Here is a 12,646-nt window from a genome sequence, read left to right as displayed (position 1 = left end):
TTTACATTCCGAACCCGGAAGCTAAGCCTCACAGCGCCGATGGTACTGCAGGGGGGACCCTGTGGGAGAGTAGGACACCGCCGGACTCCTTTTAAGCAAATGGCCACCCATCGTTGGGTGGCCATTTTGCGTTAACAAGATCGAGAACAGGGAGCATCATGCCGGAAGAGGAAGAGCGCCGTCCGCGTCGCAACGACGATAGGGAATCGCGCAACAACCGACCTTCCGGAGGTCGCTCGGATCAGAACCGCAACAGCGGTCCGCGTCGTGACGGTGGCGCCCCGCGTTCGGGTGGCTATAGCCGCGATAACCGTGATGGTGGCGCTCCGCGTTCGGGTGGTTACAACCGCGATAACCGTGATGGTGGCGCTCCGCGTTCCGGTGGCTACAACCGCGATGGTGGCGCCCCGCGCTCTGGTGGCTATAACCGTGACAACCGTGACGGTGGCGCCGCGCGTTCCGGTGGTAACAACCGCGATAACCGTGATGGTGGCGCCCCGCGCTCTGGTGGCTATAACCGTGATGGTGGCGCCCCTCGTTCCGGTGGCTACAACCGCGACAACCGCGATGGTGGCGCCCCGCGCTCTGGTGGCTATAACCGTGACAACCGTGATGGTGGCGCCCCGCGTTCCGGTGGCTACAACCGCGACAACCGCGACGGTGGTGCGCCGCGTTCGGGTGGCTACAACCGCGACAACCGCGACGGTGGTGCGCCGCGTTCGGGTGGCTATAACCGTGATGGTGGTGTGCCGCGTTCGGGCGGTTACAACCGTGACAACCGTGATGGTGGTACTCCTCGTTCGGGTGGTTACAACCGCGATGGTGGTGCGCCGCGTTCGGGTGGCTACAACCGTGACAACCGTGATGGTGGTGCTCCTCGTTCGGGTGGTTACAGCCGCGATGGTGGCGCTCCGCGCTCAGGTGGTTACAACCGTGACAATCGCGATGGTGGTGCCCCTCGTTCGGGTGGCTATAACCGTGACAACCGTGATGGTGGCGCCCCGCGCTCAGGCGGTTACAACCGCGACAACCGTGATGGTGGCGCTCCGCGCTCAGGTGGTTACAACCGTGACAATCGCGATGGTGGTGCCCCTCGTTCGGGTGGCTATAACCGTGACAACCGTGATGGCGGTGCTCCGCGTTCCGGTGGTTACAACCGCGATGGTGGCGCCCCGCGCGCGGGCGGCGACAACCGCGACAACCGCGCACCGCGGCAGGATCGCGATTCGTCGCGCTCGTACCCGCAGCGTGGAGGAGCGGGGCGCGAGCGTCCGGTGCAGGCTGCCGGCGACCGTCCTCGCTTCAATGACCCGCACATCCCCGATGAGGTCACTGCCCGCGATCTGCACACGTCGGCACGCAACGAGCTGAAGACCCTGAGCAAGGAGAACGCCGACCTCGTCGCTCGTCACCTCGCCATGGCATCCCGACTCATCGACGAGGACCCCGCGCGCGCACACGAGCACGCACTGGCGGCATCTCGTCGCGCGGGCCGTATCGCCATCGTGCGCGAGACGCTCGGTATCACCGCGTATGCGACCGAAGACTTCGCCCTCGCATTGCGTGAGCTGCGCACGTACCGGCGGATCTCCGGCAAGGACGACCAGATCGCGTTGATGGTCGACAGTGAGCGCGGTATCGGCCGCCCCGACCGCGCGCTCGAGACCGGCCGCGCCGTCGACCGCACCGCTCTGACGACTCCCGTACGGGTCTCGCTGGCCATCGCCATGTCGGGTGCCCGTCTGGATCAGGGCGACCTCGAACTCGCACTGGGCGAACTCGAGATCCCCGAGCTCGACCCCGACCGCGCATTCGAGTGGAGCCCCGCTCTCTTCGCCGCGCGCGCCGCGGTGCTCGAAGATCTCGGACGCACGGACGAAGCGGAGTTCTGGGCGCATCGCGCCGAGGTCGCCGCCGAGGCCCTGGGCGTCGATGAGGCCGGCGATGAGGAGATCATCATCGAGGACGGCCTCGTCGAGGGCGATTTCGACGACGACCACGATGAAGACGTGCGACACGAATCGGAGTCAGATTCCGCCGAGCCCGAGCCCGAGCCCGAGGTCGCAGACGGTGCGGGCGGAGCCGAGGACGACGTCGAGCCGGAACCGTCGATCGAGGATGAGGTTCGGGAGCTTCTCGGCGAGGACGAGGACGATTCCACAGACGCAGACGCAGACGCCGACGCAGACGCAGACGCAGACGCGGATTCCGGCGCGAAGCGCACAGCATCCGACTCATCCGAGGAGGCGTAGTGGGGCTGTTCTCCAAGAAGCCCGCACTGCGCACACCGCTCGACGGTGTCGATGCGGTGCTCGCCGACCTGGATGGCGTCGTCTACGCGGGTCCCGGCGCGCTGCCCCACGCGGTCGAGAGCCTGAACGCGGCAGCGCAGACGGCGCGACTCGGATACATCACGAACAACGCGTCGCGCACAGATGCGTCGGTCGCCGAGCACCTGAGCAGCCTGGGGCTCGACGTCGCACCTGCTGATGTCATCACGAGCCCGCAAGCGGCGATGCGCCTGCTCGCGGGTATCGTGCCTCCTCCGGCGACGCTGCTGATCGTCGGGGGAGCGGGGCTCGTGGACGAGGCCGAGAAGGCCGGGTACACAGTGACCCGCAGCGCCGAGGACGCACCGGATGCGGTCGTTCAGGGCTTCGCCCCGGAAGTCGCCTGGACGGATCTTGCTGAGGCCGCGTTCGCGTTGAAGGTGCCCGAAGAAGAAGGCGGCATCCCGTGGATCGCCACCAACACCGACTGGACGATCCCGCGTGAACGTGGGGTCGCCCCCGGCAACGGGACTCTCGTGTCCGCCGTGCACACCGCGATCGGTCGGCTCGCCACGGTCGCAGGCAAGCCCGAGACCCCGATCTTCGAGGAAGCCACGTCGCGCTTCGGCGCCACGAAGCCCCTGTTCATCGGAGACCGCCTCGACACGGACATCCTCGGCGCGGTCAGGGCGGGCATCGACTCCGCACTGGTGCTGACGGGCATCGACCGACCGAAGCACGTCCTCGCGGCGCCGGAAGGATCGCGTCCGACGTACATCCTCAGCGACCTGCGGGAGCTGCACCAGCCGTATCCCGAGGTGACCGTGAAGGACGGCGTCCACTCCGTGAACGGAGCATCCGTCCGTGTCACCGGTGCCGATGTCGAGATCGTCGCCGAGGGCGAGTCTCAGATCGATCTGCTGCGCGCCGGCGCCGCGGCGATCTGGGCGTCCGGCACACCGGTGTTCGTGCTTCGCGTCCCCGAGCGGCTCTACGACGACCCGTTCCACCGCCCCTGACGGCCGGCGGGACGATCGCCGTGGCTCCGCCGACGTGTCGGCCCTGCCGCGTACAGTAGAAGCGTGACCGATGAGACGACGAACGCACCGACCGATGGTCTGTGGAGTCGCCTGCGCCTGATCGAAGGGCAGCCTCTCGCTGCCAGGGCAGACGCGTACTCCGGGCTGCACGACGAGCTGTCCCGCCGTCTCGACAGCGGCGCGAGACTCGACCAGCGTGATGCGCCGGGCGCCCGATGACGCGACTCGACGCCGCCCTCGCCGCGCGAGGACTCGCCCGTTCACGCACCCACGCCGCCACCCTGATCGCCGACGGCCTGGTGAGCATCGACGGACGTCCGGTCGTGAAGGCGTCGACACCGGTCGCTGACGCCTCCGAGATCTCCGTCGCGGGCGCTGACCATTACGTCGGCCGCGGCGCGCACAAACTGGTGGCCGCCCTCGACGGCTTCGGCATCCTTGTCGAGGGGCGGCTGGCACTCGACATGGGCGCTTCCACCGGGGGCTTCACCCAGGTGCTGCGCGAGCGCGGGGCGCGCCGTGTGCTGGCGGTCGACGTCGGGCACGACCAGATGGCGGCCGCCGTGGCATCCGATCCCGGCGTGGTGCTCGTCGAGGGCTACAACGTCCGATACATGACTCCCGAGAACCTGCGGGACGTGACGGGAGAAGAAGCAGCTCCCGACCTCGTGGTCGGCGACCTCTCATTCATCTCGCTCGAGCACGTCCTTCCGGCTGTCGCCGCCGTCGCCGCGGCCGGATCCGACGTCGTGCTGCTCGTGAAGCCGCAGTTCGAGGTCGGTCGGACCGCAGTACGCGGGGGTCTCGTCACCGACCCGGCCACGCGGGCGGACGCCGTCGCGCGCACAGCGTGGAGTGCGTGGGACGCGGGGCTGCGCATGCTCGGCATCCTTCCCTCCCCGATTCTCGGCACCCACGGCAACACGGAATACCTCCTGCACCTCGCACCGGGGCGCGGCAGCGATCCGTCAGAATGGTCGGACCGCATCAACGAACTGACAGGGAGACGATGAACGAGCGCAACATCCTGGTCGTCGCCCACGCGGGCAGGGAGGACACGGTCGAAGCGGCCCTGCGAGTCGTCGATGCGCTCCGCGGAGCGGGTGCGCGCCCCGTGCTCGCGTCCGATGACAGCGTCGACCTCCGCACCGTCGATGCGCGCTTCGCGGATGTCGACGTGCTCGGCGAGACGGTTCAACAGGAGCAGCTCGAGCTGGCGATCGTCCTCGGCGGTGACGGCACGATCCTGCGGGCCGCCGAGCTGGTGCGCGGCTGCGCTGCCCCGGTTCTCGGGATCAACATGGGACACGTCGGATTCCTCGCGGAGATCGATCGCGACGACATGGATGCCGCTATGCGGCGGGTCATCGACCGCGACTACGAGGTGGAAGAGCGTCTCGCGCTCTCGGTCCGGGTCAAGGACGTCGACGGCGAGGTGGTCTACGAGACGTTCGCGCTGAACGAGGCGACCGTCGAGAAGGCGAGCCGAGAGCGCATGATCGAGGTCGTCCTCGAGATCGACGGACGCCCGCTCTCGAGCTTCGGATGCGACGGAATGGTCGTGTCGACCCCCACCGGCTCCACGGCCTACAACTTCTCCGCCGGTGGCCCGGTCATCTGGCCGAGCGTCGAGGCCATCGCGGTGGTGCCGCTGTCTGCGCACGCGCTGTTCGCCAAGCCGCTGGTGGTCAGCCCCGACGCCGCCGTGGCCATCGAGATGCTCGAGGGCACGTCCGGTGCCGGCATCCTGTGGTGCGACGGGCGGAGGTCACACGACCTGCCGCCGGGCGCCCGAGTCGTCGTACGACGCTCCTCGCGCCCGGTGCGCCTCGCGCGTCTGCACCCGACCGCGTTCACCGAGCGTCTGGTGCGCAAGTTCCAGCTTCCGGTTGCAGGATGGCGCGGGCAGGGAGGCGCCTCATGATCGAGGAGATGCGGATGCAGGGGCTCGGCGTGATCGCCGATGCCGTGCTGCCTCTCGGCCCCGGATTCACCGCGATCACCGGCGAGACCGGTGCGGGAAAGACGATGGTCGTGACGGGCCTCGGGCTGCTGCTCGGTCAGCGCGCCGACTCCGGAGCCGTGCGTGCCGGTGCCACCCAGGCGTCGGTCGCGGGTGTGTGGATCGTTCCCGACACGGGTGACGTCGCGGATATCGTGGCCGGCGCCGGCGGCGAGCTGGAGCCCGCAGGCTCCGGAGTCGCAGAACTGTACGTCTCGCGCACACTGAACGCCGAGGGGCGCAGCCGCGCCAGCGTCGGAGGACGTGCGGCGCCGGCCGGCGTGCTGTCGGCCCTTGCTGAGGAGCTGGTCGTCGTTCACGGTCAGTCCGAGCAGCTCAGGCTGCGCTCTGCCGCTGCGCAGCGCGATGCGCTCGATCGTTTCGGGGGCGCACCGATCGCCGAGGCGCTCGACGCCTACGCGTGGTCGTTCACCCGGTGGCGTGAGCTGGATGCCGAGATCTCCGACATCACGGAGAACCGGGACCGACGAGCAGAAGAGGCGACACGACTTCGCGAGGCGCTGGCGCTCATCGAGGCTGCCGCTCCCGAGCCGGGGGAGGACGTCGAGCTGTCGGCCCGCGCCGAGCGCCTGGCGAACGCCGAGGAGCTGCGCCTCGCCGCATCGCTCGCTCATGGTGCGCTCTCGAATGAAGAGGGCGAGCCAGATGCATCCGCGCTGATCGCCGAAGCGCGTCGCGCGCTCGAGCGCGCTTCCGACTCCGCGCTCACCGAGATCTCGGCCGGCCTCGCCGACATCGGCTACCGGATCGCCGACATCGCCGGACAGCTCTCGGCCTTCCTCGCCGATCTCGATGAATCCGGACCGCATGAGCTCGCGGCCGTCGAAGAGCGGCGTGCGGCGCTGAGCACGCTGATCCGCGCACACGGATCGCTCGACGAGGCTCTCGAGCTGTGGCAGACCGGATCGACGAGGCTCGCAGAACTCGAAGACGACGGTGAACGGCTGCAGCGTCTCGAGGTCGACCGAGACGCCGCTCGCGCTGAGTTGGATTCTCGGGCAGACGAACTCACCGCGCAGCGCACCGCAGCCGCAGCTCGCCTCGGTGTCGCCGTGAGCGATGAGCTGCACGAGCTGGCGATGCCCGACGCGACTCTCGAGGTCGCCGTCACGCCCGGAGCGGAGAGCGCTCACGGCCGCGACGACGTCGCCATCCTGCTCGCGCCCCATCCGGGTGCCGAACCGCGCTCGGTCTCGAAGGGGGCATCCGGCGGCGAGCTGTCGCGCGTGATGCTCGCCATCGAGGTCGTGATCGCCGGCACCGACCCCGTGCCGACCTTCGTGTTCGACGAGGTCGACGCCGGCATCGGCGGTGCGGCGGCGATCGAAGTGGGCAGACGACTCGCCCGACTCGCAGAGAAGTCGCAGGTGATCGCCGTGACCCATCTGGCGCAGGTCGCCGCGTTCGCCAACAACCACCTCTCGGTCGTGAAATCCCACGACGGTGCAGTCACCGCGTCGAGTGTCCGCCGTCTCGAGGGCCACGAGCGCGAGGCCGAGATGGCTCGACTGCTGTCCGGATTGACGGATTCGGACGCCGCGATCACCCACGCCCGAGAACTTCTCAGCCTCGGCGCCCTCACCTCCTGATAGGATCGAAGCCCGTGATGAACTCTTCTTCTGCGGGGCCCAAGAACGACACGACCAAGCACATCTTTGTGACGGGTGGTGTCGTTTCGTCTTTGGGTAAGGGGCTCACTGCCGCAAGCCTCGGCAACCTTCTCACGGCCCGTGGACTCCGCGTCGTGATGCAGAAGCTCGACCCGTATCTGAACGTCGATCCGGGCACGATGAACCCGTTCCAGCACGGTGAGGTGTTCGTCACGGATGACGGTGCGGAGACCGACCTCGACATCGGTCACTACGAGCGCTTCCTCGACATCAACCTGTCTCAGGCGGCCAACGTCACGACCGGCCAGATCTACTCGCAGGTGATCGCCCGCGAGCGCCGCGGGGAGTACCTCGGCGACACCGTGCAGGTCATCCCGCACATCACCGACGAGATCAAGCGCCGCATGCGTCTGCAGGCGACCGAGGACCCCCGCCCCGACGTCATCATCACCGAGGTCGGGGGAACGGTCGGCGACATCGAGTCGCAGCCGTTCCTCGAGGCGGCTCGTCAGCTGCGTCACGAGCTCGGCCGCGACAGCGTCTTCTTCGTGCACGTCTCCCTGGTGCCGTTCATGGGAGCCTCCGGCGAGCAGAAGACCAAGCCGACCCAGCACTCCGTGGCGGCACTCCGCCAGGTCGGCATCCAGCCCGATGCCCTGGTGCTGCGCAGCGACCGGCCAGTGAGCGAGAGCAACCGCAACAAGATCGCCCTCATGTGTGACGTCGATGCCGAGGGCGTCATCAACACGGTCGACCTGCCGAGCATCTACGACATCCCGTCGACGCTCAACGACCAGGGCCTCGACTCGTACATCGTGCGCCGCCTCGGCCTCGACCAGAAGGCTGCGGACGACGTCGACTGGACGCGCTGGAGCAAGGTCCTGCACGCCGTGCACAACCCGAAGCACGAGGTCACGATTGGACTGGTGGGCAAGTACATCGATCTGCCCGACGCGTACCTCTCGGTCACCGAGGCTCTGAAGGCCGGCGGCTTCGCGCAGGAGACCAAGGTCAACATCCGCTGGATCCCGTCGGATCGCTGCGAGACTCCCGAGGGCGCGCGCGAGCAGCTCGCCGCACTCGACGGCATCTGCGTTCCCGGTGGCTTCGGCATCCGTGGGATCGAGGGCAAGCTCGGCGCGCTGAAGTTCGCGCGTGAGCAGGGCATCCCCACCCTCGGCCTCTGCCTCGGCCTGCAGTGCATGGTCATCGAGTACGCCCGCGATGTCGCCGGTATCGAGGGCGCATCGTCGAGCGAGTTCGACCCCGAGACCACTGAGCCCGTCATCGCCACGATGGCCGAGCAGATCGAGATCCTCGACGGCGGAGACCTGGGCGGCACGATGCGACTCGGCCTCTACACCGCCGCGCTGGCCGAGGGATCCCTGGCGAGCGAGCTCTACGGCGGCCCCGAGGCGTCGGAGCGTCACCGTCACCGCTATGAGGTCAACAACGCCTACCGTGCGCGTCTCTCCGAGGCGGGACTGGTGTTCTCGGGTCTCAACCCCGAGCTCGACCTGGTCGAGTACGTCGAGCTGCCGCGTGACGTCCACCCGTACTACATCGCCACGCAGGCCCACCCCGAGCTGCGTTCCCGCCCGACCGACCCGCACCCGCTGTTCCGCGGGCTGGTCGGAGCCGCGATCGAGCGTCATCGCTCGAGCGAGCTCTTCGACGTCGAAGCGGATGCTGATTTCGTCGACGCTGATGCGTGAGTCCGGCGCAGCCGATTCCTGAAAGTGGTGACGCCGATGCCTGAGTTCGATCAGCTGAGGGATGAGCCCTTCGAGCCCGAGGTGCTGCAGAGCGATCTCGCGTACGAAGGCGCGGTCTGGAACGTGCGTGACGACCGGGTGCGCTACGGCGACGGGGAGATCCGTCGTCAGTATGTCGCGCACACCGGCGCCGTGGCGATCCTCGCGCTGGACGACGAGGGCCGGGTGCTGCTGATCCAGCAGTACCGGCATCCGATCCGGCACCGCGACTGGGAGCTGCCGGCCGGGCTGCTCGACATGCCCGGGGAGGAGCCGCTGGCTGCAGCTCGGCGTGAGCTGGCGGAGGAGGCCGACCTCGTCGCCGCGCACTGGGAGCCTCTCGTGTCGTCGTGGACGACCCCCGGCGGCAACGACGAGGTCATCCACATCTTCCTCGCGAGCGGCATGTCGTCGGCCGGTGACGCGCATGCGCGGGTGGACGAAGAGGCTGACATCCGCGTGGAGTGGGTTCCGCTCGATGCCGTGATCACCGCTGTGCTCGAGGGGCGGATGCGCAACGGCATCCTCAGCATCGGCGTGCTCGCGGCCGCGCAGAGGCTGCGCGATCGGAGCTGAGCATGCAGCTCGACCGTGCGCTGGACACGTATCTGCGCCACGTCACGATCGAGCGCGGTCTCAGCGAGCACACGATCTCCGCGTATCGACGCGACCTCTCTTCATATCTCGAATGGCTCGATGCCGAGGGTGTGACGGATACGGACGAGATCGATGCGGCCGTCGTCGGGCGCTTCATCGCCGATCGAGCGGGCGCCGAGCCCCCTCCAGCCGCGACCAGTCTCGCGCGGCTGCAGTCGTCGGTGCGCGGATGGCACCGGTTCCTGGCGCGCGAGGGCATCGAACAGGACGATCCGAGCGGGCGTCTTCGTCCGCCGAAGGCTCCGCGGCGCCTGCCCAAGGCGCTCACGATCGACCAGGTCGAGCGGCTGCTCGGCGCGCCCAGTGCAGACGACCCGATCGGGATCCGCGACCGGGCCCTGCTCGAGCTGCTCTATGCGACCGGCGCTCGAGTCTCCGAGGCGGTGGGGCTCGACGTCGACGACCTCGCGCACGGCGATGTGCTGCGGCTTCGGGGCAAGGGCTCGAAGGAGCGCATCGTGCCGATCGGCTCGTTCGCCCGAGAGGCGACCGACGCGTACCTCACCCGAGTCCGCCCCGGACTCGCGGCGAAAGGGCGGGCGTCGGCCAGGCTGTTCCTCGGCGCTCGCGGTGCGCCCCTGTCGCGGCAGAGCGCGTGGCTCGTGATCCGCGCCGCGGCAGAGAGCGCGCACATCACCGCCGAGGTCTCGCCGCACACGCTGCGGCACTCGTTCGCGACGCACCTGCTGCAGGGCGGCGCCGACGTACGCGTCGTGCAGGAGCTGCTCGGGCATGCCTCGGTCGCGACCACGCAGATCTACACCCACGTGTCGGTCGACACTCTGCGCGACGTCTATGCCACGTCGCATCCCCGGGCCCGGTGACCGGTGGAGCGGCGAAAACGCGGGATCGCCGCGGCTGAGGCGTGGAACCCTCCGACCGATCGGTAGACTCGACCAAGCACGAAACGAGCAGGAGAATCGGTGGCTGAGAACGCGGCGAAGTCCAGGGCGAAGACGTCGAAGACCGACGACACCCCCATGGGACCCACCGGGCGTCCCTATCACGGGTTCGCGACCCCTGAACCTCTCGCCTCGCACGGCCCCGCCCGGATCATCGCGCTCTGCAATCAGAAGGGCGGCGTCGGCAAGACGACGACCTCGATCAACCTCGCCGCGGCACTCGCCGAATACGGGCGGAAGGTCCTCGCGGTCGACTTCGATCCTCAGGGCGCCCTGTCGGCGGGTCTCGGGATCCAGACGCACGACGTGCCGACGATCTACGATCTGCTCCTCGACACGAAGCGCGACGCCCATGATGCGATCGTGCATTCGAATGTCGACGGCCTCGACGTCATGCCGGCGAACATCGACCTGTCCGCCGCCGAGGTGCACCTCGTGAACGAGGTCGCCCGTGAGACGATCCTCGCTCGGGTGCTCCGCCAGGTGGCGGGGGAGTACGACGTCATCCTGATCGACTGCCAGCCGTCGCTCGGTCTGCTGACGGTCAACGCGCTGACCGCCGCTCACGGCGTCATCATCCCGCTCGAGTGCGAGTTCTTCGCCCTTCGCGGTGTGGCACTGCTGATCGAGACGATCGACAAGGTCCGCGACCGGCTGAATCCGTCGATCACGATGGACGGCCTGCTCGCCACGATGTACGACCCGCGCACCCTGCACTCGCGTGAGGTTCTCGAGCGTGTGGTCGAGGCATTCGGTGACGACGTCCTGGAGACCGTGATCGGTCGCACGGTCAAGTTCCCCGATGCATCGGTCTCCGGTGTGCCGATCACCGAGTTCGCTCCGGAGCACGCCGCCGCGCAGGCATACCTGCGGCTGGCGCGGGAGCTGGTCGCCCGTGGCGCTGTCGCCTGAGCTCGAGCCGCCAGACACATCGGCTCAGTCCGTCTCGCCCTCCGAGTCCGTCCGCGAGTCCGTCTCGGTCATCTCCGACGCGCCGTCCACCGCGGATCCCGGGTTCCGGGTCTCCCTGTCGAACTTCGACGGTCCCTTCGACCTGTTGCTGAACCTCATCTCGAAGCACGAGATGGACATCACCGAGGTGTCGTTGAGTGCCGTCACCAACGAGTTCATCGCCTACCTCAAAGAGCTCGACGACGATGAAGAGCTTGATCAGGCGTCGGAGTTCCTGGTCGTCGCGGCGACGCTGCTCGACATGAAGGTGGCGGGACTGCTGCCTCAGGGTGAGCTGGTCGACGCCGAGTCCGTCGCGCTCCTCGAAGCCCGCGATCTCCTCTTCGCGCGCCTGCTGCAGTATCGCGCCTTCAAAGAGGTGTCGGCATGGTTCGCCCGGTGCCTGCAGCGCGAGGATCGACGTCATGTGCGCGCCGTCCGGCTCGACGAGAAGCACAGGCGCAAGACCCCGGAGCTCGTCTGGTCGCTCAACGTCGACGACTTCGCGGCGCTTGCGCTTCTCGCCTTCGCGCCGAAGGAGATCCCGCACGTCGGACTCGATCACCTGCACGCACCTCTCGTCAGCATCCGCGAGCAGGCCGCGATCGTGGTCACCCTGCTGCGCGCGGCCGAGTCGGTGAGCTTCCGCGAGCTCGTCGCGGGTGTGAGCGAGCCCGGGATCGTGGTCGCGCGCTTCATCTCGGTGCTGGAGCTCTATCGGCACGCCGCACTCTCTTTCGAACAACTGGAACCGCTCGGCGAGCTGACGCTGCGCTGGGCCGCCGACTCCTGGTCGGACGAGACACTGGCATCGCTGGGAGCCGACTATGACCGATGACGTGACGGACACCACGACGGATGAGGCCGTGCAGGATTCGCCGCTCACCGAACGCATCGAGGCGATCCTGCTGATCATCGACGAGCCGATCGGGCTCGTCGCCCTCGCCGCTGCGGTCGGATCGCCCGTCGCCGCCGTCCGACAGGCGATCGAGACGCTGGTGGACGACTACGACGGCAAAGGCCGTGGACCGCGCCGCGGTTTCGAGCTGCGCGAGGTCGGCGGCGGCTGGCGCCTGTACGTCCGGGAGGACCACGATGACGTCGTGGCAGAGTTCGTGGGGGGACAGGCGCCGGCGCGGCTCTCGCAGGCGGCACTCGAGACCCTCGCGGTGATCGCGTACAAGCAGCCCGTGACGCGCAGCCAGGTCGCCTCGATCCGTGCGGTGAACGTCGACTCCGTCGTGCGAACGCTGCTCGCTCGTGGACTCATCACCGAGCTGTTCGCGGACTCGGAGACCGGCGCCATCAACTACGGCACCACCGACGCTCTATTGCAGCACCTGGGCATCAACTCGCTCGACGAGCTGCCCCCCATCTCTCCTCTGCTCGACGACGGCGCGGACGGGTTCGACGAAGGGACCATCCGATGACCGCGGTTC

The 12,646-nt window shown here is 68.3% G+C and carries 12 protein-coding genes and 1 rRNA gene; all 13 read left to right on the top strand.

Annotated elements, in window-relative coordinates; translation table 11 throughout:
• Window positions 1–86: ribosomal RNA gene (gene rrf, locus AB0N61_RS17620) — 5S ribosomal RNA — on the top strand; the annotation flags it as partial.
• 72 nt (window positions 87–158) lie between these two features.
• Window positions 159–2,252: a primosomal protein gene (locus AB0N61_RS17615; protein ID WP_363365608.1), complete on the top strand. Its 2,094-nt coding sequence runs from the start codon at window positions 159–161 to the stop codon at window positions 2,250–2,252.
• Window positions 2,252–3,289 carry an HAD-IIA family hydrolase gene (locus tag AB0N61_RS17610; RefSeq protein ID WP_363365607.1) on the top strand — a complete coding sequence of 346 codons (1,038 nt, stop codon included), beginning with the start codon at window positions 2,252–2,254 and terminating at the stop codon, window positions 3,287–3,289. The genes AB0N61_RS17615 and AB0N61_RS17610 overlap by 1 nt, the downstream gene beginning before the upstream one ends.
• 63 nt (window positions 3,290–3,352) lie before the next feature.
• On the top strand, window positions 3,353–3,529 hold the full coding sequence (locus AB0N61_RS17605; RefSeq protein WP_167948888.1) for a hypothetical protein: 177 nt from the start codon (window positions 3,353–3,355) through the stop codon (window positions 3,527–3,529).
• The gene (locus AB0N61_RS17600) at window positions 3,526–4,323 is read left to right on the top strand and encodes a TlyA family RNA methyltransferase (RefSeq protein WP_363365606.1); all 798 of its coding nucleotides are present in this window, start codon (window positions 3,526–3,528) and stop codon (window positions 4,321–4,323) included. Before AB0N61_RS17605 ends, AB0N61_RS17600 begins: the two co-directional genes overlap by 4 nt.
• Window positions 4,320–5,234: an NAD kinase gene (locus AB0N61_RS17595; protein ID WP_363365605.1), complete on the top strand. Its 915-nt coding sequence runs from the start codon at window positions 4,320–4,322 to the stop codon at window positions 5,232–5,234. The genes AB0N61_RS17600 and AB0N61_RS17595 overlap by 4 nt, the downstream gene beginning before the upstream one ends.
• Window positions 5,231–6,922, top strand: coding sequence for a DNA repair protein RecN (gene recN / locus AB0N61_RS17590; protein ID WP_363365604.1), 1,692 nt, complete (start codon window positions 5,231–5,233; stop codon window positions 6,920–6,922). The genes AB0N61_RS17595 and recN overlap by 4 nt, the downstream gene beginning before the upstream one ends.
• Window positions 6,923–6,939: 17 nt before the next feature.
• Window positions 6,940–8,658 (top strand): CTP synthase, encoded by a 1,719-nt coding sequence (locus AB0N61_RS17585; RefSeq protein WP_167948884.1) that lies wholly within the window; start codon window positions 6,940–6,942, stop codon window positions 8,656–8,658.
• A 36-nt stretch (window positions 8,659–8,694) separates the two neighbouring features.
• Entirely contained in the window at window positions 8,695–9,273 is a 579-nt protein-coding gene (locus AB0N61_RS17580) for an NUDIX hydrolase (RefSeq protein ID WP_167948883.1), read from the top strand.
• Window positions 9,274–9,275: 2 nt separating this feature from the next.
• Window positions 9,276–10,178: a site-specific tyrosine recombinase XerD gene (xerD, locus tag AB0N61_RS17575; RefSeq protein ID WP_363365603.1), complete on the top strand. Its 903-nt coding sequence runs from the start codon at window positions 9,276–9,278 to the stop codon at window positions 10,176–10,178.
• A gap of 156 nt (window positions 10,179–10,334) precedes the next feature.
• Window positions 10,335–11,168, top strand: a complete 834-nt coding sequence (locus tag AB0N61_RS17570; RefSeq protein ID WP_363365611.1) for a ParA family protein — start codon at window positions 10,335–10,337, stop codon at window positions 11,166–11,168.
• A 70-nt stretch (window positions 11,169–11,238) separates the two neighbouring features.
• A complete protein-coding gene (locus AB0N61_RS17565; protein WP_363365610.1) occupies window positions 11,239–12,045 on the top strand; it encodes a ScpA family protein in 807 nt (268 codons plus the stop codon).
• Complete coding sequence (scpB, locus tag AB0N61_RS17560; RefSeq protein ID WP_363365602.1) at window positions 12,035–12,637, top strand: SMC-Scp complex subunit ScpB; 603 nt, start codon at window positions 12,035–12,037, stop codon at window positions 12,635–12,637. Before AB0N61_RS17565 ends, scpB begins: the two co-directional genes overlap by 11 nt.
• Window positions 12,638–12,646: the final 9 nt, after the last annotated feature.

Origin of the sequence: Microbacterium sp. NPDC089320 (genome assembly GCF_040684875.1) — a bacterium.
In the GTDB taxonomy this organism is placed as follows: domain Bacteria; phylum Actinomycetota; class Actinomycetes; order Actinomycetales; family Microbacteriaceae; genus Microbacterium.
This window is presented reverse-complemented; position numbering and strand designations above follow the sequence as displayed.

What these genes read in the sequence shown, in the direction of transcription:
- AB0N61_RS17615 (WP_363365608.1), top strand. Translation starts at nt 159, where the DNA reads ATGCCGGAAGAGGAAGAGCGCCGTCCGCGTCGCAACGACGATAGGGAA.
- AB0N61_RS17600 (WP_363365606.1), top strand. Translation starts at nt 3,526, where the DNA reads ATGACGCGACTCGACGCCGCCCTCGCCGCGCGAGGACTCGCCCGTTCA.
- AB0N61_RS17595 (WP_363365605.1), top strand. Translation starts at nt 4,320, where the DNA reads ATGAACGAGCGCAACATCCTGGTCGTCGCCCACGCGGGCAGGGAGGAC.
- recN (WP_363365604.1), top strand. Translation starts at nt 5,231, where the DNA reads ATGATCGAGGAGATGCGGATGCAGGGGCTCGGCGTGATCGCCGATGCC.
- AB0N61_RS17585 (WP_167948884.1), top strand. Translation starts at nt 6,940, where the DNA reads ATGAACTCTTCTTCTGCGGGGCCCAAGAACGACACGACCAAGCACATC.
- AB0N61_RS17580 (WP_167948883.1), top strand. Translation starts at nt 8,695, where the DNA reads ATGCCTGAGTTCGATCAGCTGAGGGATGAGCCCTTCGAGCCCGAGGTG.
- xerD (WP_363365603.1), top strand. Translation starts at nt 9,276, where the DNA reads ATGCAGCTCGACCGTGCGCTGGACACGTATCTGCGCCACGTCACGATC.
- AB0N61_RS17570 (WP_363365611.1), top strand. Translation starts at nt 10,335, where the DNA reads ATGGGACCCACCGGGCGTCCCTATCACGGGTTCGCGACCCCTGAACCT.
- scpB (WP_363365602.1), top strand. Translation starts at nt 12,035, where the DNA reads ATGACCGATGACGTGACGGACACCACGACGGATGAGGCCGTGCAGGAT.